The organism is Streptomyces sp. NPDC026417, from assembly GCF_055567695.1.
Map to the genome: position 1 here is coordinate 157,274 of NZ_JBVHPY010000014.1, position 19,586 is coordinate 176,859.

The following is a 19,586-nucleotide window of genomic DNA, read 5'->3' on the forward strand; positions in this document are numbered from 1 at the left end:
GGTCAGCCCCGCAGCGCGGCCGCGAACAGGGCGGGCAGCTTCGTCAGGCCCGGCGCCGCGGTGAAGCGCGTGAGGCGTTCCACCGTGGTCAGCGCCGTGCGGTGGGTGACGAAGTACGGGGGGCGCGGGGACAGCGAGGGGTCACCCGTGACCAGGCCGCGGGGGGCCGGGGTGAACGGGGCGCGCAGCACGGTCTTCTCGACGTCCTCCAGCAGGAACGCGTTGTGCACGAAGCCGATGCCGCTGCCGATGTCCTGGCGGGTGTGACCGGGGAAGGCGCCCCAGGGCGTGAAGCCGAGCAGGAAGCCCACCGCCGACCAGCAGTTGACGCCCAGCGTGCCGTAGCGCAGGTCGGCGATCGCGGTGCGCACGGTCTCCCGGTGGGCCTTCTCGGTCCTCGGGTGGACGAGGAGGGTCGCGCCGAGCGTGCCGGGCAGGGTGTCGTTCGCGAAGTCGACCGCCCGGCGCAGGAATGCGGCCGGGTCCGAACCGGGCAGCCGTACGACGCCGAGGGCGCTGCCGAAGACCTCGTCGATGACGAGCAGGTCGCCGTGGTCGGTGATGTCGGGCACCAGCAGCCGGCCGCCGTCACCGTGGGACTCCGCCGCCGGATGGGCCTCTCGTACGGAGGCGAGACGGTCCGCGGCGCCGGGGTAGTAGTCGCCGCGGGCGGGCAGTTCGCGCAGAACGGTGCGGATCTCGTCGAGCAGCCGCTCCGTGCCGTCCCAGTCGCGGGGCACGACCAGGATCTGGGTCGCGATGCAGTTGTGGCCGGAGTTGTTCATCTTGCTGGTGACGATGTGCTCGGCCTGGAAGCGGAAGTCGGCGCCGCTCCACGGGCCCGGCGTCACGATGCAGGGGCTGACACCGCCGAGTTCGCTGCTGAACGGCTTGTCGGTCAGCGGGCGGTCCTCCCGGCGGCGCCGCTCGGCGTCCTCGCCGGTGCCCCAGACGATGGCGTCGTGGGTGCGGTCGCTGCCGGTGACATGGATGGTGTCGACGCCCGGGTGGCGGGTGAGATGGCCGCCCTCGGCCGCCCCGCCGTCCACGAAGCGCAGCCAGCCCCGTTCGACGAACTCCGCGAAGACGTACTCGAAGTGGGGGCGCAGATAGGCGTTGACGGGGTTCATCTTGGCGACGACCACCTGGCCCTCGGCGTACAGCTTGTGCAGGATGTCCAGTGCGGTGATGGCGGCGACGTTGCCGGCGCCGAGCACCAGGGCCACCGCGGGGCCGCCCCGCCGTCCCCGGTACTCGCCCGCGGCGCTCGTCCGCGCCTGCGCCGCGGAGACGCCCGGGCGCATCCACACCTGGGCCCTGAACCCGTTGAGCAGCAGGGTGTCCCAGCCGGTGGCCGGGAAGACGTCCACACGGGTGCGGCCGTCGTCCTCGTGCACCTGTCCGCCGTCCAGCGGGTCCCGGCCCGCCGCGAGCCGCCGCAGGACGTGCAGCAGCGCCGCGATGTTCTGGGCCAGCGCCCAGGGACCGCCGATCCAGTCCTCGGCCGCCCAGGGGGAGTCCGGCCCGTACCCCTTCGCCAGGGCCCCCGCTCCGGCCATGTCGGCGGCGCGGGAGGCCACCCTGGGCTGCAGCCGCTCCAGCAGGGCGATGCGGTCCGGCAGCGAAGTCGCCGACCAGGAAGCGGCGTTGGCGCGTACGTCGGCCACGGCTCGGTCGAGGAGGGAGGTGTCGAGGTCGGTGGAGTTCACGTCGGTCCTTGGGAGAGGTCGGGGCGGGGAGAGCGGGCCCGATCCGGGACGCGCGAGGGGCGGGCCCACGGGGTCACGCGGACAGCCGGCGGGCGTCGCGGTCGGGGTCGATCAGGGTCAGGGCGGCCGCTCCGCTCAGCAGCAGCACGGCGGCGGTGACGAGGACCGCGTACTGGTAGCCGTCCGGCCCCCGGGTGTCCACGAGGCGGCCGATCAGCGTCGGGGCGATCAGACCCGCGGTGGTCACCACGGCGTTCATGATGCCGAGGGCGCCGCCGCGGCGGTCGGCCGGGGCGAGTTCGGTCACGGTGGTGACGGCGACGCTGCTCATCGCCCCGGACAGTCCGAACCCCGCGACCAGCAGCAGGGCCGTGACGGCACCGGCCGGAGCGAGCGGCAGCGCGAAGCAGGCCGCGGAGCCGACGAGCAGCAGGACGCCCCCGACCCCGCCGCGGGCCCACCGGCTCGCCGTCCCGCGGCGCAGCAGCCATCCGCTCAGCACCGCCTGGCCGACGACCACGACGCCGCCCAGCCCCCAGACCAGCATGAGCACCCGGGTGGTCCCGGCCGAGGAGTAGCCGAGCGCGTCCTGGAGATACGAGGGCAGCCACACCAGCGAGAAGGCGATCACCCAGTAGGTGCCGAAGTAGGCGGCCGTGGCGCCGATCCAGGTGCGGGTGGCGAGAATCCGCCGGTACGGCATCCTCGTCGGCGCGGAGCCCGGTCCGGCTTCCGACGCCCCCGCGCCCGCCCCTTCCCCGGAGGCGGCCGGCGCGGCGGTGTCCGACGCGGTGGCGTACGGGCCCTCCCCGCCGAACGGGATCCACAGCAGCGCCCACAGCACCCCGACCAGCGCCACCGCCGCGACGGCCGAGCGCCAGCCGTGGTTCTCGATCACCCAGGTCAGGACCGGGGCGGCGACCAGGACTCCGAGCGTGATGCCGAGGACGATCAGCGCCCCGGGCAGATTGCGCCGGTGGTTGGGGAACCAGGACAGGGTGGCCTGCTGCGCGACGGGGAAGGCCGGGCCCTCTGCGGCGCCGAGGAGCACCCGCGAGGTGATGAGCACCGCCAGCCCGCCGCCCACGGCCAGCGGCGCCTGGGAGACGGACCAGAGCAGGGCCATCCCGAGGAGCAGCCACCTGGGCCGTACCCGGTCCGCGAGGAGCCCGACCGCGGCCCCGGAGACCGAGAAGAGCAGGAAGAAGGCGCTGCTGGCGAGTCCGAAGGCCGAGGCGGACAGGCCGAGGTCCTTCCGGATCTCCTCCGCGCCGAGACCGAGCACGGACTTGTCGGCGAAATTGATCATCATGAAGACGACGAGCAGCGCCGTGACGGTCCAGGCGCGGCGGCGCGTCCCGTTCGGCGCCTTCAGGGTGCCGGCGGGCACGGCGGGTGCGACATCGGTGTCGGTCACAGGGACTCCGCGGAGACTGGTCGGGGGAGGAGGGGGCGGGTGCTCGGTCAGGAGAGGGGCACGCCGGCGATGGCGATGCGTTCCATGACCCGGCGCTGCGGGAAGTAGTCGTTGATCGCGTAGTGCTGGGTGGCGATGTTGTCCCAGATCGCGACCGAGCCGGGCTGCCAGCGGAAGCGGACCTGGTACTCGGGGATCCGCGCCTGCAGGACGAGTTCGCCGAGCAGCTCGCGGCTCTCCGCGTCCGGCAGCCCGACGATGCGGGTGGTGAACGGCTCGTTGACGTAGAGCAGTCGGCGGCCGGTGCGCGGGTGGCGTACGACGACGGGGTGCTCCACGGCCGGCAGGTTCTCGCGGTGTGCCGCGACCTGGGCCTCGGTCATCAGCGCACCCCAGCTGGGCACCCAGTCGTGCACGGCGGTGAGCCCGGCGATCCGGGTCTTCATGTCCTCGGTGAGGTTGTCGTAGGCGGCCCCCATGTCGGCCCACATGGTGTCGCCGCCCGCGGACGGGACCTCGACTGCGCGCAGGACGGAGCCGAGTGCCGGCGCGGCCATGAACGAGTGGTCGCTGTGCCAGATGTTCTCGGTGCCCATCGCCATGGCGTCCTTGGCGAGCCGCGACACCCCCACGGTGTCGCCCTTGGGGAAGAAGGGGTTCGCTTCCGGCCGGCCCCACAGGGCGGAGAACGCGAGCTGGGACTGCGGGTCGAAGCCGTGCTGGTCGCGGAAGAAGAGCACCTTCCACTCCAGCAGGGCCTGCCTGATCTCCTCCGCGAGGTCCTCGCCGATCGGCAGGGAGAGGTCGACGCCCCCGATCTCGGCGCCGATGTGCGGCGTGAGCGGGGAGACACCCAGGAGCCGGTAGTCGGGCTGGGGCGCGTCGGGGGCGATGCGGTCGAGCGTGCGCTTGCCGTAGTGCATCAGCGGCTTGTCGAGAGCGGGGGCGGAGACGACGGTGTCCATGAGTCCTCCGGAACGAGGCGGCGAAAATCGTTACTCGGAGTATCGTTATTGGGGTGGGGCGAGGCAAGAGCCTGACGGCACGAAAATGGGGAGCCGTGAACCGCCGCCGCGGGGAGGTAGGTCAGCCGACGGGGGCGACGGCCCGGGCGACCAGATCGACCAGCGTGTCCACGAAGCGGGCGTCCGGCAGCTCCTGCTCGCCGATCAGCCGGAAGATCAGCGGGGCGGCCACCAGCGTGGCCGCGGCCCGCACATCGGTGTCCGGCGCCACGTCGCCCCGGGCGATGCCGCGTTCGAGGATGCGCCGCGTCTCACCGGTGATCCGCTCGGTGTACTCCGCGTACTGCCCGCGCACCGCACCCGCCTCGGCCGCCGCGCCGATGAGGCCCGCGATCAGCCGGTCCGTGCCCGGCAGCCGGTAGGCGTCCAGGCGGGCGGTGAGGACGAAGCGGAGCTCCGCGCGGAAATCGTCCAGGTCGGGCACCGACAGGATGCCGATTCGGGTCTCCGCCGCCGCGATGATCAGATCCTGCTTGGTGGGCCAGCGCCGGTAGATGGCGGGCTTGCTCACCCCGGCCCGGGCCGCGACGGCGTCCATCGTGACGGCGCCGATCCCCTGCTCGTGGACCATGTCCACGACCGCCTTGAGGACGGCTCCCGTGACCCGTTCCTCGCGCGGCCGGCCCGGCCCTCGTCCGGACCCGTCCGGCTGCGTACCCACCATGCCCCGAGCTTACGGCCGGGGCCCGCGGCCTACGGAGTCCGGGGCGTGACGATGGGAAACTGCTTGTCGGGGGAGGTGACGAGGGCGAAGAGCCGCCCGAGCAGAGCCGGGTCGCCGGTGTGCTCGACCTCGCCGATGCCCCGGCCGCCGAGGAGGCCGACCAGCTCGGGCCTGGTCAGCGTGAGGGTGAGTCCGGCCTCCGGGAGCGAGCGGCCGGCGCCCTCGGAGCGCGGGACCCGGTGCGTGAGCGTCCCGTTGTGCAGGGTCAGCCGGTGCCTGCGCCCCTCGTCGGTGACGTTCACGTCGATGACCAGGTCCTCGTCCCACGCCCGCGGCCCGTCGATCCTGATGGCGAGGGAGTCGAACAGCTGCTCGGTGGAGAGTGCCATCACCATCTCCGGGTTGGTGACGTCGGCGACCTCGCCCCCGACGCCGGAGCGCAGTTCGAGAGCGGCGGTCAGGTAGAAGTTCCGCCAGGTGCCGTTCTCCGAGCCGTGCCCGAGCCGGTCGTAGACGGACGCGAGCAGCTCCCTGGCCTCCGTGTCCCCGGCGTCGGCGAAGACCAGGTAGTTGAGCACCGTGGCGGCGAACCGCAGGTCGCCCTCCTCGACGTAGGCGCGCGCCTTGGCCAGCGCGCTGTCCCGGCCTCCCGCCAGATCGACGTGGCGCCTGGCCTGCTCGGTGGGCGGGTGCTCCCAGAGGGTGGCGGGGTTGCCCTCGAACCAGCCCAGGTAACGGTGGTAGACCGCCTTGACGTTGTGGCTGAGCGAGCCGTAGTAGCCGCGCGTGTTCCACGCCGACTCGATGGCGGGCGGGAGTTGGATCGCCTCGGCGATCTCCGCGGCCACCAGCCCCTCGTTGAGCATCCGCAGGGTCTGGTCGTGCAGGTAGCCGTAGAGGTCCCGCTGTTCGCTCAGCAGGCGGACCACCTCGTCGTGGCCCCAGGTCGGCCAGTGGTGGGAGGCGAAGCCGACGTCGTAGCGGCCGTCGAAGTACTCGATCGCCTCGTCGATGTAGCGCGACCAGTTGCGTGCGTCCCGCACCATCGCGCCGCGCAGCGTCTGGATGTTGTGCATGGTGTGCGTGACGTTCTCCGCGAGGCACAGGGCACGCAGTTCGGGGAAGAGGAAGTTCATCTCCGCGGGCGCCTCGGTGCCGGGGGTGAGCTGGAAGACGATCCGTACGCCGTCGACGACCTCCTCCTGCCCGGTCTCGGTGATGTCCACGGTGGGCGGGATCAGGCTGATCGTGCCGGTGGACATCGCCATGCCCAGCCCGGCGCCGATCTGCCCGTCCGCCGCGCGCGGCAGCCGGTCGCCGTACATGTACACGGCCCGCCGGGTCATCGCGTTGCCCGCGTAGACGTTCTCGCTGATGGCGTGGTCCATGAAGCCCGCCGGCGCGAGGACCGGGACGCCGTCCTCGGTGCCCGCGGGCAGCACGCCCCGGGAACCGCCGAAGTGGTCCGCGTGGGAGTGGGTGTAGATCAGGCCCGTGACCGGCCGGTCGCCCCGGTGCTCGCGGTACAGGGCCAGCGCCGCCGCGGCGCACTCCGTGGAGATCAGCGGGTCGATGACGACGACACCCCGCTCGCCCTCGACCAGCGTCATGTTGGACAGGTCGAGGCCCCGGACCTGGTAGATGTTCGGCGTGACGCGGTAGAGCCCCTGCTTGGACACCAACTGCGCCTGCCGCCACAGGTTCGGGTTCGCGGTGTCCGGGCACGCGCCGTCCACGAAGGCGTAGCTGTCGCTGTCGTACACGACGCGGCCTTCGGCGTTCTCGATCCTGCCCGGGGTGAGGGCCGCGATGAACCCACGGTCCGCGTTCTCGAAGTCCTTGGTGTCCTCGAACCGAGGTGTGCTCATGGTGGCGCTCCGTTGTGAGGGGGGATCTACCGCCGGACCCGGGGGAGAGCTAGGAGGGGCTCCGCCCGCCGATGCCCTGGAGGTCCGGCTGCTGTGCGACGGCCCGCCGGGCCGGATCGGTGAACTGCCGCTCCACGGCGTCCCGGAGCAGGCCCAGTTGGGCCCGCACCGCGGGGTGCTGCTCCGGCGGCAGGGCGTCGAGCAGGCCGTCCAGCACGGCGCGCAGCCTGCGGCAGATCTGCACCGACGAGCTTCCGTAGTCGCGGATCTCGCAGACGGCGAGTTCGAGGAAGTTGTCCCAGTCGCGTCCCGGGAGCACGAGCCGGGGATCCCCGTCGCGGTCGGCCAGCACGTACCGGCCGGGGAGGTGGACGCCGCCGACGGTGTGCAGGAACCACTCGATGTAGTTGATGACCTGCACCGCGGTCGTGGGGTCGTTCACCGCCGGGGACAGGGCCCGGATGGCGATGTCGACGAGGACCCGCAGCGCGAAGGCGGGGTCCTGTTCGATCGTGCGCTCGGCGCCGAGGGCGATGAGGCCGGTCACCCGCTCCGGGGACGGCCGGGACGTTCCGCCGTGGATCTCGACCAGGACGGCGCCCGGCGGCACGAAGTCCCCGACCAGCCGGGTCACCACGAAGACGCAGTCGTGGCGCGCGGCCTCCGCCACCAGCCCGGCCACGTTGAACGCCTGGATCGCCCCGCCGCGCTCGGTACGGATCCGCGTCACCGCTCCCGCGGGCGGCAGGCCCCTGTCCCCGCGCGGCGCCGCTCCCCGCAGTACGGACGCACCGCTCGTGAAGACCTGCTCTCCCAGGTTCGTGACCAACTCGGCGATGGCCACCGGCCGGAGACTGTGCGTGAACCGGTTGAGGTAGATCAGCAGCAGCACCAGGCTGACCGCGACCGCCGCGCCGGCCAGGGTGACGCCCAGGTCGGGAACCGAATCGGACTCGATGCTGCGCAGCAGGGAGAAGGCGAACGCGAACGTCCCCGTGAAGGTCGCCAGCACCGCCTTCTGCAGCCGGTCCCGGTACCACAGCCGCATGTAGCGGGGGGAGAGGGTTCCCGTGGCCTGCTGCACCACCAGGACGCCGATGGTGACGACGAATCCGAGCAGGGCCACCATCGCCCCGACGATGGCGGTGAGTACGCCGCTCGCCGTCGTCGAGGAGTAGTGCCAGCCGCTCGGCGGCACGTTCGTGCTGTCGGCGGTCAGGGCGAATTCGGCGAGCAGGGCGCCGAGGACGAGACCGGCCGTCGGCACCATCCACAGGCTGGCCTTGGCGTACTGCCGCAGCCGGAACCTGGCTGCCCACGACGTCGGGACACCCACGTCACGCCCCCTTCGACCGGAGGAGTCGGGTGCTTTTCGGGCACACGGGACGGCGGGCTCCCCCGACGGGATCGCCGTGATCTCACACTAAGGCGATTCCGTGGACCGCGCGCGGCAGCGCCGTACGGCGTCCCGGACGTGCGCGGGGCCGCGGCCCCGCCGGGGTGGCGGCGACCGGTGCGGCGGTGGCGTGCGCGACCGGGGGCCCTCGACGAGGGGACTGACCTGGTCTCGTACGGCTTCGCGTGGTTTACGACTGGCAAGTGCTTGCCATGGCGGCGACTTGCCGCCGACAGGCCTTCACGGCGGTGTTCGCCGGTCGATAGACCCATGGCATGTCCTCCCCCTCCCAGGCTTCCGCCTCCCGGCGCAGACGCCGACGGCTGACCGCGGCCGCGACCGCCGTGCCGCTGCTGGCGTCGGTCCTCGTGGTCCTGCAGGTGCCCGCACAGGCCGCTCCGAGCAAGCCCGCCGTACCCGCCAAGCCCTCGGCGACCCATCAGGTCACCCTGGTCACCGGCGATGTCGTCACGGTCACCACGTCCGCCGACGGCAGACAGACCGCCGAGGTCGACCGGCCCGACAGCGCCGTCGGCGGCGTGAAACTCCAGCAGATCAAGGGGGACCTGTTCGTCGTCCCCGACGAGGCGGCGGCGCTGCTCGGGAAGGGCAGGCTGGACCGGCGGCTCTTCAACGTCACGGACCTGATCGAGATGGGCTACGACGACGCGAAGTCGGCCACGGTGCCGCTGATCGCGACGTACGCCGAGTCGAAGACCCGCAAGGCCGTCGAGCCGACGGCGCCCCGCGGCAGCCGGATGACCCGCAAGCTCACGGACATCCGGGCCGCCGTGCTCAGCACGAAGAAGCGGCAGGCCCGCACCTTCTGGACCGCCGTCGCACCGCGCGGCAGCGCCGGGCTGGGCGCGGGTGTCGCCAAGCTGTGGCTCGACGGCCGGGTCGAGCCCGACCTGAAGGAGAGCGTGCCGCTGATCGGCGCACCCGAGGCCTGGGCGGCCGGCTGGACCGGCAAGGGCAGCAAGGTCGCGGTCCTCGACACCGGTGTCGACGCCGGCCACCCCGACCTCGCGGGCTTGATCGACGACACCGCCAGCTTCGTGCCGGACGAGGGCGTCACCGACGTGAACGGGCACGGCACGCACGTGGCCGGCACCATCGTCGGTTCGGGCGCCGCCTCCGGGGGCGACCACAAGGGTGTCGCACCGGACGCCGACCTGCTCGTCGGCAAGGTGCTCGGGGGAGCGGAGGGCTACGGCCAGGACTCCTGGGTCATGGCGGGCATGCAGTGGGCCGCCGAGTCCGGTGCGGACGTCGTCAACATGAGCCTCGGCGACTCCTACCCGACGGACGGCAGCGACCCGATGTCGCAGCTGGTCGACTCCCTGTCCGAGCGGTACGGCACGCTGTTCGTCACCGCCGCGGGCAACTCGGGCCCGGAGACCATCTCCGCGCCGGGCGCGGCGGCCGCCGCGCTGACGGTGGCCGCCACGGACAAGGAGGACCGTCTCGCGTCCTTCTCCAGCACCGGCCCGCTCGCCTCCTCCGGCGCCATGAAGCCGGACATCGCGGCGCCGGGCGTGGACATCACCGCCCCCCGCTCCCAGGCGATGACCGACGGCGGCGAGGGCTTCTACCGGACCCTCAGCGGCACCTCGATGGCCACCCCGCACGTGGCCGGCGCGGCGGCGATCCTCGCGCAGCAGCACCCGGACTGGACCGGCGCGCAGCTCAAGGAACACCTGATGAGCACCGCGAAGCGCCTCGACGACGGCTACTCGCCGTACGAGGTGGGGACCGGCCGGCTCGACGTGGCCGCCGCCGTGCGCACCCCCGTCCGCGGCACCGGCTCGCTCTTCTTCGGCAACCACACGTGGCCGCACCGGCCGAGCGACGGCGCCGTCACGAAGGAGCTCACCTTCACCAACACCGGTTCCCGCGACGCCACGCTCGACCTGGCGCTGAGCGACGACGGCGGCCCCTTCACCCTGGGAGCCGCCGAGGTGACGGTCCCCGCGGGCGGCACCGCCGTCGTCCCGGTGACCGGTGACCCGCGGACCGTCCCGCCGGGCCGGCACGTCGGCTGGGTGACCGCCACCGACGCGGCCACCGGCAAGCCGGTGACCCGCACGTCCGTGGCGCTGCTCAAGGAGGAGGAGCGCTACGACCTGACCATCAAGCTCGTCGGCCGCGACGGCAAGCCCGCCGCCGGCTGGGTCGGTGTCAACCTGGCCGGCGACGTCTGGCCCTACTCGCTCTACGTGGAGGGCTCGACGACCCTGCGCACCGCGCCCGGCGTCTACACCGTCGCGGGCTACCTCGACGTCTCCGGCGAGAAGGCGGACCGCTCCGGGCTGGCCGTGCTGGTCGACCCGGAGACCGTGCTGGAGGACGGCTCCGCCGAGGTGGTGCTGGACGCGGGCAAGGCGCGTCTGCTGCGGACCGAGGCGCCGCAGCGCACGGAGGACCGGCAGCGCAAGGTCGACTTCAACGTCCACTACGACGGCCAGGACCCGTACACGGACTACCGCAGCGCGTACGTGCTGCCGCCCATGTACGACGACGTCTACGTGGCGCCCACGGAGCCCATGAAGCACGGCGAGTTCATCCTGACCACCCGCTGGCGCAAGGGTGAGCCGCAGCTCGGTCTGAGCACGCCCGGCGGTCGCCTCCGCTTCGACACGCAGGTGCAGTCGGGCAGCACCCTGCACACCGGCGAGGACCGGCTGGAGGCCGTCCACGCGGGCGACGGCGCCGCGACCGCCTACGGAAGGATCCGGGCCAAGGGCAAGGTCGTCGTCGTCGACCGCAGCGACGAGGTCTCGCCGCAGGAGCGCGCCGAGGCCGCGGCAGCGGCCGGTGCGAAGGCGCTCATCGTGGTCAACGACGGTTCCGGGTCCCTGATGGAGTACGTCGGAGAGTCGGCCATCCCCGTCGCCGCCGTGCACCGGGACGCCGGCCGGACCCTCGCCGCGATGGCCAGGTCCGGCACCCTGAAGCTGACCGTGAAGCAGACCGAGTACTCGCCGTACGTCTACGACCTGACCCGGGACTACCCCGGCCGGGTGCCCGACCGGCCCCTGGTCTACGAGCCGGCCAAGGCCGACCTCGCCCGGATCGACGCCCGCTACTACGCGGCCGCGGGGGATCGTGCGGCCGAGGGCTACCGCTCCGACTTCACGCTCAGCCCGTCGTTCAACATCCCCGAGCGGGAGCGGCACCCGGGCACCCGCATCGAGTACGTGACCCCGGGTCAGGTCTGGCGGGAGTTCCACACGCAGGGCGTCGACACGGCCCTGCCGTGGACGATGGTCTCCGGCGACAACACCTACACCCGGGGCAGCACCACCCGGCAGGACTGGTTCGCCCCGCTGACCCGCCCGGGCCAGAGCGAGTCGTTCGGCGTCTACAACTCCCGCTGGCAGAACTACATGACGTGGAACGTCCAGGCGTGGGCCTCGGCCAGCGGCACCCAGCGGCTCGGCGGCTACCTCCCGTGGGGTGAGACCCCGTCACACCTGCGCGTCTTCCAGGGCGACACGCTGATCCACGACAACCCGGTCAGCGGGGACATGCAGTGGCAGGAGGTGCCCGCGGGCAAGCTTCCCTACCGTGCCGTCCTCGACGTGGAACGGCCGGGCGACGCCTTCCGGCTGTCGACGCGCACCCACACCGAGTGGACCTTCGTGTCCGACACCACCGACACGGACTTCTTCAAGCCGTTCTCGGTGCTGAACCTGGACTACGGGCTGGAGTCGGACCTGCACGGCGACGTGCGGGCCCGGGCGACGCAGCGGATCACGCTCAAGCCGGTATCGTCCGACCTGGGCAAGGTCCCGGGCACCGTCACCAGGGTGCGGCTGGACGTCTCCCACGACGACGGAAGGACCTGGCAGAAGGTGACCCTGACCAGGGGCGCCCACGGCTCCTGGACCGGTTCGTTCAGGACGGCCGGCAAGCCCGGCGGCTTCCTCTCGGTCCGCGCGAGCGCCGAGACCGACCGCGGCTTCGGCGTCGAGAACGAGATCATCCGGGCGTACGGCCTGCGATGAGCCGCACCGTCGGGCCCCGGGGAGCCGACTCCCCGGGGCCCTTCCCCGCACAAGCCCTCCAGCCAGGGACTTTTCAAGATCTGCCGCCGTGGCCCATACTCGCCCCGCTGCGGCAAGCGGAGGAGAGTCGGTCGCCGATGCTGGATGTACTGGGCCTCGCACCCGACGAGGAGCGCGTCTACCGGGCGCTGCTCGGCAGACCCGACTCCACCGCCCTCCTCCTCGCCGAGGTGGTCGCCCTGCCGCGAGCCGACGTCGGCAACGCCCTGTCGCGGCTGGCGGACTGGGGACTGGCCACCAGATCGGCGGACGAGCGGTTCACCGCCGCACCGCCCGCGATGGCGCTCGGCGCCCTCATCGGCCAGCGCCGGGACGGGCTGCGCCTGGCCGAGCAGGCCCTGGTGACGTTCGCCGAGGAACACCGCGCGGCGATGACCGGCAGCAGCATCAGCGACCTGATCGAGGTCGTCACCGGAGTCGACGCCATCCGCCATCGCTTCCTCCAGGTGCAGCAGGCCGCCCGCACGGAGGTCCGCTCCTTCATCACCGCGCCGTTCGTCGCCCTGCCCCCCGACCAGAACACGGCCGAACCCATGGCCCTCGGCAGGGGAGTGCGCTTCCGGGCGGTCCTGGACCGGGCCGTGCTGGCGGAGCCGGGCATCGTCCACGACGCGATCGACTCGCTGCGCAACGGCGTACAGCTGCGCGTCGCCGACGAGTTGCCCATGAAGCTCGTACTGGCCGACGCCGACCTCGGCCTCGTCCCGCTCGCCGTCACGCCGGCCGGGGAGCCCGGCGCGGTACTGCTGCACCGCAGCGGACTGCTGGACGCGCTGGACGCGCTGTTCGAGGCGGTGTGGCGCGCCGCCCACCCGCTGGAGCTGTCCGGCCGCGGCAAGGGTGCCGAGGCCGGCGTCGAGGTCGGCGCGCAGGGCCCGACCGACCTGGACCGCAGGATCCTCGCGCTGCTCCTGGCGGGCGTGACGGACCAGACGGTGGCGACGCAGCTCGGTCTGTCGCCGCGCACGCTGCACCGGCACCTGCGTCGCCTGATGGACCTGGCCGGGGTCAGGACCCGGATGCAGCTCGGCGGTCATGCGGTCCGGCACGGCTGGGTGGAGGCGCACTGACTGAACGCGCCCCGGGCTTCGGCGGATCCGCCCGCCGTCCCCCGAGCAGCGGAGCCGTCCGCTATCCCTTGGCGAAGTCGATCCGGTCGGACGGCACGACGTCCGCGTTCATGTTCCGCTCCATCATGCGGAACGAGGCCTCCGCGAGGTCCGCGTGGATGTGTGCCACCGCGTCGCTCGGCACGGTCACCCGGAAGTGCCGGATGTGCGCGTCGAGGGCCGAGTACAGCACGCACTGCTCGGTGACCTGGCCGCAGAGCACGATGTGCCCGATGCCCTGCTCGCCCAGCAGGTACTCCAGGGGCGTCTGGTAGAAGATCGAGTGGCGGGCCTTGACGACGAAGAGCGACTCCCCGTCCGGCCGGATCGGCTCGACGAGATCCGCGTGCGGTCCGCGCAGGGCGGCGTCGAGGAGCTCGTCGTGGTGCGAGCGCCAGCGTCCGAAGTTGTCGTTGACGTAGATGACGTCCGCGCCCTGGTCCCGCGCCTGCCCGATCAGCCGGCGCATCGCCGGCAGGGCCTCGCGGACGGACTCGACCAGCACCTCGGCGTCCTCGTGCTCATAGGTGTTGATCATGTCGATGACGACCAGAGCGGTCTTCGTCAGGTCGGTTTCCACACCATCCTCCTCGGCCCAGGGAGCAGAGCCCACCGTGACATCGCCTGTCCCGGCCCGCGCGGCGGGCCCGCGGGGGCCGTGCTGTTCGGGTGACCCGGCCGGGGCGCCCCGGTGGTCACCGACGCACGGTCCGGTCCGGTGAGGTACCCCGCACCGGCCCCGGCATCCGCGGCCGTTCCGCCGCCCCCTCTCCGGCCCGGAAAGCCCTGGTCACCGGGGAGCGAACGGCACACGTGCGGGCTTTCCGGGAGCGGTGCGGGGTCGTCGGTCTCGGCCCGGAAAGGGATAGCGCGGCGCATTGTGGGAACGCGGACGGCTGCCGCGGGATGAACCGGAGACCGGGAATCCCCCACCTGTCCGTCCGAGGAGGGCGCATGCCTGTACAGCAATGGCCGTTGCGGACGGACACCCGCTTCGGCAGGAACGACGTGCTGGCGGGCCGGTACCACCTCGAAGGCCTCCTCGGCCGGGGCGGCGCCGCCGACGTGTACCGCGGCTTCGACCTCCGGCTCCGGCGACCGGTGGCGGTCAAGGTGTTCAGGCCGGGCGGGGACGCGCAGACGGAGGAACGGTTCACCGAGGAGGCCGTGACGCTGGCCGGCCTCCAGCACCCCGGACTCGTCACGGTCTTCGACTCCGGACGTGAGGCGGGCAGCCCGTTCCTCGTGATGCGGCTCATCACGGGGCAGACGCTCCGTGAACGCGTCGCCTCGGGTGTGCTGACCCCCGGCGAGGTGTGCGCGGTGGGCGCGGCCCTGGCGGACGCCCTCGACTTCGTGCACGCGGCCGGAGTGGTGCACCGCGACGTCAAGCCGTCGAACATACTCATGGACGAGGCGGGCGCTCCCCATCTCACCGACTTCGGCATCTCGCGGCTGATGGACAGCACCGCGCACACCGCCACCGGAGCCCTGGTGGGCACCGCCGCCTATCTGGCCCCCGAGCAGGTCCTGGGCCGGGTGGTCGGCCCCGCCGCGGACGTGTACGCCCTCGGTCTGACCCTCCTGGAGTGCCTCAAGGGGGAACTGGAATACGACGGCGCGCCGTTGGAGGCCGCGATCGCGCGCGTCCACCGCCCCCCGGTCCTCCCGCCCTTCCTGGACGACGAACTGGCCGCACTCCTCGGCGCCATGACCGCACGGGACGAGGACCGGCGTCCCGACGCCCGTACGTGTGCGGACGTGCTGGCGGCCCTGAGCGCGGCGGAGAGCCCCACCGGACCGCCGTCCCGCCCCGTCCCCGTCCCCGTGCCGGGCGGCCACGACACGCCACCCCACTCCACCCTCGGGGCGGCCGGCACGCTCCGCACCCACCACGCCTCGCCCGCCCGCCGGGCGAGCGGGCGCACCCTGGCCACGGCGGGCGCGGCGCTGGCGACGCTCGTCGGCGTCACCCTCACCGGGATGGCCGGCCTGCCCGGCCACGGCCCGGACACCGCCGCGGCCCCCGACCGTCATGCCTCGGCCGCTCCGCGCGTGAAGCCGTCGGACACCCCCGCGGCCGCCCCGGACCCGGACCCGGACCCGGGCGCCGGGTCCGCCTCCGCGGAGCCGTCGTCGCGGAGCGGCCCCGACACGTCCTCTTCCTCGGCTCCCGCCGCTCGGGGACACGCCCCCGAGGGCCGTCAGGTCGCCGCGTCGGCCCGCGCCGAGCGGCCGCTCAAGTCGCCGAAGCACAAGGCCGCCAAGAAGGGGGCGGCGCACGGCAGGCAGAAGGCGCCCAAGTAGCCGGGACGGCGTCACGGCACGCCGTCGCCCCCGGCCCGCGCGGCCTCCGGACAATGCGTGTCGCCGAGGAGGACGCCGCCTCCAGCCTCCGGTCGTGCACCAGCACCGCGTTACGCGGACGGCGTCCGCCCCGGCGCGCGGGGCCGCACCGGGCCCGTCGACGCACGCCCGCCTTCGTCTCCGAGGGCGCGGAGGTCGTGCTCGTCGGCTGCTTCTCCGGCGGGCAGAAGGACTTCGCCGCCCTGACCGCCAGAACGCGGCGGCGCAGGAACGGGCGGCGCGCGGCGCCCTCGTCGTCGGCCGGATCGTGCAGCGGCGCGGGGTCTCGCGCGGCGGCGCCGCCAGGATGTCGCTCCCCTTGACCTCGCGGACGCTCCTCGGCCCGGGCGAGATCCGGGAGGCAGCCGCGCTCCGGGCACGGGCCGCCGTTTCCCCGGTCAGGCCAGGGCATCCGGGCCAACAGGCACCCCCTGCTCGACCCGGCGAACGGGAGCGTTAACATCTGAGCACCGCCTAGCTCGAAAGATAAACCTGTGACTGTCAACGACGACTCGTTCACCAACTGGAAGAACCGCGAGGAGATCGCGGAGTCGATGATCCCGATCATCGGGAAGCTGCACCGTGAGCGGGACGTCACGGTCCTGCTGCACAGCCGCTCCCTGGTGAACAAGTCGGTGGTCAGCATTCTCAAGACCCACCGATTCGCCCGGCAGATGGCCGGCGAGGAGCTCTCGGTCACCGAGACCCTGCCCTTCCTGCAGACGCTCACCACGCTCGACCTCGGCCCGTCCCAGATCGACATCGGCATGCTCGCCGCGACCTACAAGTCGGACGACCGCGGCCTCTCCGTGGCCGACTTCACGGCCGAGGCCGTCGCCGGCGCCACCGGCGCGAACAAGATCGAGCGCCGCGAGGGCCGCGACGTCGTCCTGTACGGCTTCGGCCGCATCGGCCGGCTCGTCGCCCGCCTGCTGATCGAGAAGGCCGGTTCGGGCAACGGCCTGCGCCTGCGTGCCGTCGTCGTCCGGCAGGGCGGCGCCCAGGACATCGTCAAGCGCGCCTCGCTGCTGCGCCGCGACTCCATCCACGGCCAGTTCCAGGGCACGATCACCGTCGACGAGGCGAACAGCACGATCATCGCCAACGGCAACGAGATCAAGGTGATCTACGCGAGCGACCCGTCGGAGGTCGACTACACGGCGTACGGCATCAAGGACGCCATCCTCATCGACAACACCGGCAAGTGGCGCGACCGCGAGGGCCTGTCGCAGCACCTGCGCCCGGGCATCGACAAGGTCGTCCTGACGGCTCCGGGCAAGGGCGACGTCCCCAACATCGTCCACGGCGTCAACCACGACACGATCAAGCCCGACGAGCAGATCCTGTCCTGCGCGTCCTGCACCACCAACGCGATCGTCCCGCCGCTGAAGGCGATGGCGGACGAGTACGGCGTGCTGCGCGGCCACGTGGAGACGGTCCACTCGTTCACCAACGACCAGAACCTGCTGGACAATTACCACAACTCCGACCGCCGTGGCCGCTCGGCGCCGCTGAACATGGTGCTGACCGAGACCGGCGCCGCCTCCGCCGTCGCCAAGGCGCTGCCCGACCTCAAGGCGCGGATCACCGGCAGCTCGATCCGCGTGCCCGTGCCGGACGTCTCCATCGCGATCCTGAACCTGCGGCTGGGGCGCGAGACGACCCGCGAGGAGGTCCTCGACTACCTGCGCAACGTGTCGCTGACCTCGCCGCTCAAGCGTCAGATCGACTTCATCAGCGCTCCCGACGCGGTCTCCAGCGACTTCATCGGCTCGCGCCACGCCTCGATCGTCGACGCCGGTGCCACCAAGGTCGAGGGCGACGACGCGATCCTCTACCTCTGGTACGACAACGAGTTCGGCTACTCGTGCCAGGTGATCCGTGTCGTCCAGCACGTGTCCGGCGTGGAGTACCCGACGTACCCGGTCCCGGTGAGCTGACCCGGACCGGCCGCGCCGGGAGTCCGCCGGCGTGACCCGCAGCAGGAAGCCGTACGCGGTGCCCGCCCCCACGACAGGGGTGGCACCGCGTACGGCTGTTTTCGGGGAGCGGGCTCCCGTCGTGAACGGTGGGCCGGGAGCGGAGCGCCGGCGTTCGTCAGGCGGCCTGCACGAGCTGTGCCCGTCCGAACAACAGGGCGTATCCGTCCGGCAGTCGGCGGATGACGCGGGAGATCAGCTCGTCACCGGCGAGGCGGGCGACGACGCCGAGGACCGATCCTGTGTCCCATCGGGTCGTCGCCGGGGTGCCGCCGGTGCGTTCGGCGAGGTCCTTCACGAAACCCCACCCGCTGAGCGGTTCTCCGGAAGGGATCTGCGAGGCGAGGAAGGCCGCGGCCTCCCGGGGGAGGCGGGCGGCGAGCTCGACGCGCTCGTCCCCCGTCAACTGCCGGCCGAGAGCCTGGAGCACGCGGCGCACGACGTCTTCCGCCCGGCGGCGGGTGGGATACGCGCCCTCGTAGCGCACCTTCTCCAGCAGCTGCTCGTAGGTGACGGCCGGCGCGGGCACGGGGGGTGCGGCGGGGGTGAGGAGGGTCATGGGAGCTGCGACGTCTTTCCTTGCGAGGACCGATATCTGGGCGTGGCCGGTTCCGGTCGGGGCCGCCGTCCCGGCGGGGGCGGGCCGTGCCGCGGTGGCTCGTGGGCGCCGCGGGGGACCGCCCCGGGCCGGAACGGCGGGCGGCCGACCGGCCGATCAGCTGTCGAGTTCCTTGCGCTGCCCGTCGGCGCGGACACTGATCTTGCGGGGCCTGGCGCGCTCGGTGATCGGGATGCGCAGGGTCAGCACACCGGCCTCGTAGTCGGCCGTGATGTGCTCGGTGTCGAGAGTGTCGGCCAGCACGACCTGGCGGGAGAACACGCCGAGGGGCCGCTCGGACAGTTCGGTCTGCGCGTTCTCCGAGCGGGCGAGGGGGCGCCGCTCGGCGCGCACGGTGAGCATGTTCCGCTCGACGTCGATGTCCAGCGCGTCGGGGTCGATGCCCGGCAGGTCGAACGCGATCACGTACTGGTCGCCGTCGCGGTAGGCGTCCATCGGCATCGCGGAGGGGCGGGACCACGTTCCCGGACCCATCAGGTGCTGGGCCAGCCGGTCGAGTTCACGGAACGGGTCGGTGCGCATCAACACGGAAAACACCTCCAGAAGGTTCAGGCAGTTGCTGCCAATGCGCTTCACCTGACTCCGTTGTAGCATGTCATCCATTCGACGACAAGCGAGATGTCATCCAGTGGATGACGACCGGTCCCGGAGTGCTCCGCGATCCGGCACGGACCCCGGGGACCGGGTCCCGACCCTCCCGCGAAGGAGAGGAAGGAGAGGCGATGAACGACGACGGCACACCGGCCCCGGCCTCCTTCATGGCGGCCGCCGCCGCGCTCGAGTCCATTGCGCAGGCCATGCGGACGGCGCGCACCGCCGACGCGTCGTCGACCGACGACCCCGAGCAGGCGATGGCGGCGCTGCTGCTCCTGCGCGAGGTGCGCGAGCAGCTCGCCGACTGGGAACCCGGCCTGATCGAGACGGCGCGGGAGGCGGGCGCCAGCTGGGCGGACCTCGCCCGTCCGCTCGGCGTCTCCAGCCGCCAGGCGGCCGAGCGGCGGTATCTGCGCGTACGCCCCGGGGAAGCCGGCACGACCAAGGAGCAGCGGGTGCAGGCCACCCGTGACCGGCGCGCGGCGGACCGCTCCGTCGCGTCCTGGGCCCACGACAACGCCGCCGCCCTGCGTCAGCTCGCCGGGACGATCACCGCCCTGCCCGACCTCCCGGCCGCGGCGACGGACGCGCTGGGTGCGCTGCGGGCGGCCCTCGGCCACAGTGATCCGGCCCGGCTGCTGGACCCGCTCTCGGCGGCCGGGCCCCACCTGCGTCCCGCGCATCCCGAGCTCGCGGACCGGGTCGGTGACATCGGCCGCCGTACCCGGCGGATGCGCGAGACGGAGCGCCGGCAGCGTTCCACCGGCGGACCGTAGGCCGCGCGGGGTGC

Annotated in this window: 14 protein-coding genes; 5 read left to right on the forward strand and 9 right to left on the reverse strand. The window is 72.7% G+C overall.

Going from position 1 to position 19,586, the window contains the following annotated elements:
* Positions 1–2 precede the first annotated feature (2 nt).
* The 6 genes from ACZ4NT_RS22645 to ACZ4NT_RS22670 form a co-directional block, all read right to left on the reverse strand.
* Positions 3–1,709: an aldehyde dehydrogenase family protein gene (locus tag ACZ4NT_RS22645; protein ID WP_467727189.1), complete on the reverse strand. Its 1,707-nt coding sequence runs from the start codon at positions 1,707–1,709 to the stop codon at positions 3–5.
* Positions 1,710–1,782: 73 nt separating this feature from the next.
* Positions 1,783–3,126 carry an MFS transporter gene (locus ACZ4NT_RS22650; protein ID WP_220784191.1) on the reverse strand — a complete coding sequence of 448 codons (1,344 nt, stop codon included), beginning with the start codon at positions 3,124–3,126 and terminating at the stop codon, positions 1,783–1,785.
* Positions 3,127–3,173: 47 nt separating this feature from the next.
* Complete coding sequence (locus ACZ4NT_RS22655; protein WP_467727191.1) at positions 3,174–4,091, reverse strand: TauD/TfdA dioxygenase family protein; 918 nt, start codon at positions 4,089–4,091, stop codon at positions 3,174–3,176.
* A gap of 121 nt (positions 4,092–4,212) precedes the next feature.
* On the reverse strand, positions 4,213–4,815 hold the full coding sequence (locus ACZ4NT_RS22660) for a TetR/AcrR family transcriptional regulator (RefSeq protein WP_121407289.1): 603 nt from the start codon (positions 4,813–4,815) through the stop codon (positions 4,213–4,215).
* 29 nt (positions 4,816–4,844) lie between these two features.
* Positions 4,845–6,683: an alkyl/aryl-sulfatase gene (locus ACZ4NT_RS22665; RefSeq protein ID WP_467727193.1), complete on the reverse strand. Its 1,839-nt coding sequence runs from the start codon at positions 6,681–6,683 to the stop codon at positions 4,845–4,847.
* Between the two features lie 49 nt (positions 6,684–6,732).
* Positions 6,733–8,019: a DUF2254 domain-containing protein gene (locus ACZ4NT_RS22670; RefSeq protein WP_467727195.1), complete on the reverse strand. Its 1,287-nt coding sequence runs from the start codon at positions 8,017–8,019 to the stop codon at positions 6,733–6,735.
* A 335-nt stretch (positions 8,020–8,354) separates the two neighbouring features.
* On the opposite strand from ACZ4NT_RS22670, the gene ACZ4NT_RS22675 reads away from it, so the two are divergent.
* Together ACZ4NT_RS22675 and ACZ4NT_RS22680 are read left to right on the forward strand one after the other, a co-directional pair.
* Positions 8,355–12,089 carry a S8 family serine peptidase gene (locus ACZ4NT_RS22675; protein ID WP_467727197.1) on the forward strand — a complete coding sequence of 1,245 codons (3,735 nt, stop codon included), beginning with the start codon at positions 8,355–8,357 and terminating at the stop codon, positions 12,087–12,089.
* 137 nt (positions 12,090–12,226) lie between these two features.
* Complete coding sequence (locus ACZ4NT_RS22680) at positions 12,227–13,219, forward strand: helix-turn-helix transcriptional regulator (protein WP_467727199.1); 993 nt, start codon at positions 12,227–12,229, stop codon at positions 13,217–13,219.
* Between the two features lie 61 nt (positions 13,220–13,280).
* Here the strand turns inward: ACZ4NT_RS22680 and ACZ4NT_RS22685 are convergent, their stop codons facing one another.
* On the reverse strand, positions 13,281–13,826 hold the full coding sequence (locus ACZ4NT_RS22685; protein WP_121407585.1) for a cysteine hydrolase family protein: 546 nt from the start codon (positions 13,824–13,826) through the stop codon (positions 13,281–13,283).
* A gap of 386 nt (positions 13,827–14,212) precedes the next feature.
* Between ACZ4NT_RS22685 and ACZ4NT_RS22690 the strand changes: the two genes are divergently transcribed.
* The gene (locus ACZ4NT_RS22690; RefSeq protein ID WP_467727201.1) at positions 14,213–15,565 is read left to right on the forward strand and encodes a serine/threonine-protein kinase; all 1,353 of its coding nucleotides are present in this window, start codon (positions 14,213–14,215) and stop codon (positions 15,563–15,565) included.
* A gap of 533 nt (positions 15,566–16,098) precedes the next feature.
* A complete protein-coding gene (locus ACZ4NT_RS22695) occupies positions 16,099–17,544 on the forward strand; it encodes a glyceraldehyde-3-phosphate dehydrogenase (RefSeq protein ID WP_121407294.1) in 1,446 nt (481 codons plus the stop codon).
* 157 nt (positions 17,545–17,701) lie between these two features.
* Here ACZ4NT_RS22695 and ACZ4NT_RS22700 read toward each other — a convergent pair whose 3' ends face one another.
* Both ACZ4NT_RS22700 and ACZ4NT_RS22705 read right to left on the reverse strand, forming a co-directional pair.
* Positions 17,702–18,142 (reverse strand): DUF2267 domain-containing protein, encoded by a 441-nt coding sequence (locus ACZ4NT_RS22700; RefSeq protein WP_121407295.1) that lies wholly within the window; start codon positions 18,140–18,142, stop codon positions 17,702–17,704.
* Between the two features lie 156 nt (positions 18,143–18,298).
* Positions 18,299–18,730 carry an Hsp20/alpha crystallin family protein gene (locus tag ACZ4NT_RS22705; RefSeq protein ID WP_121407586.1) on the reverse strand — a complete coding sequence of 144 codons (432 nt, stop codon included), beginning with the start codon at positions 18,728–18,730 and terminating at the stop codon, positions 18,299–18,301.
* A 194-nt stretch (positions 18,731–18,924) separates the two neighbouring features.
* On the opposite strand from ACZ4NT_RS22705, the gene ACZ4NT_RS22710 reads away from it, so the two are divergent.
* Positions 18,925–19,572, forward strand: a complete 648-nt coding sequence (locus tag ACZ4NT_RS22710) for a type III effector protein (RefSeq protein WP_121407296.1) — start codon at positions 18,925–18,927, stop codon at positions 19,570–19,572.
* The last annotated feature ends 14 nt before the right edge of the window (positions 19,573–19,586 follow it).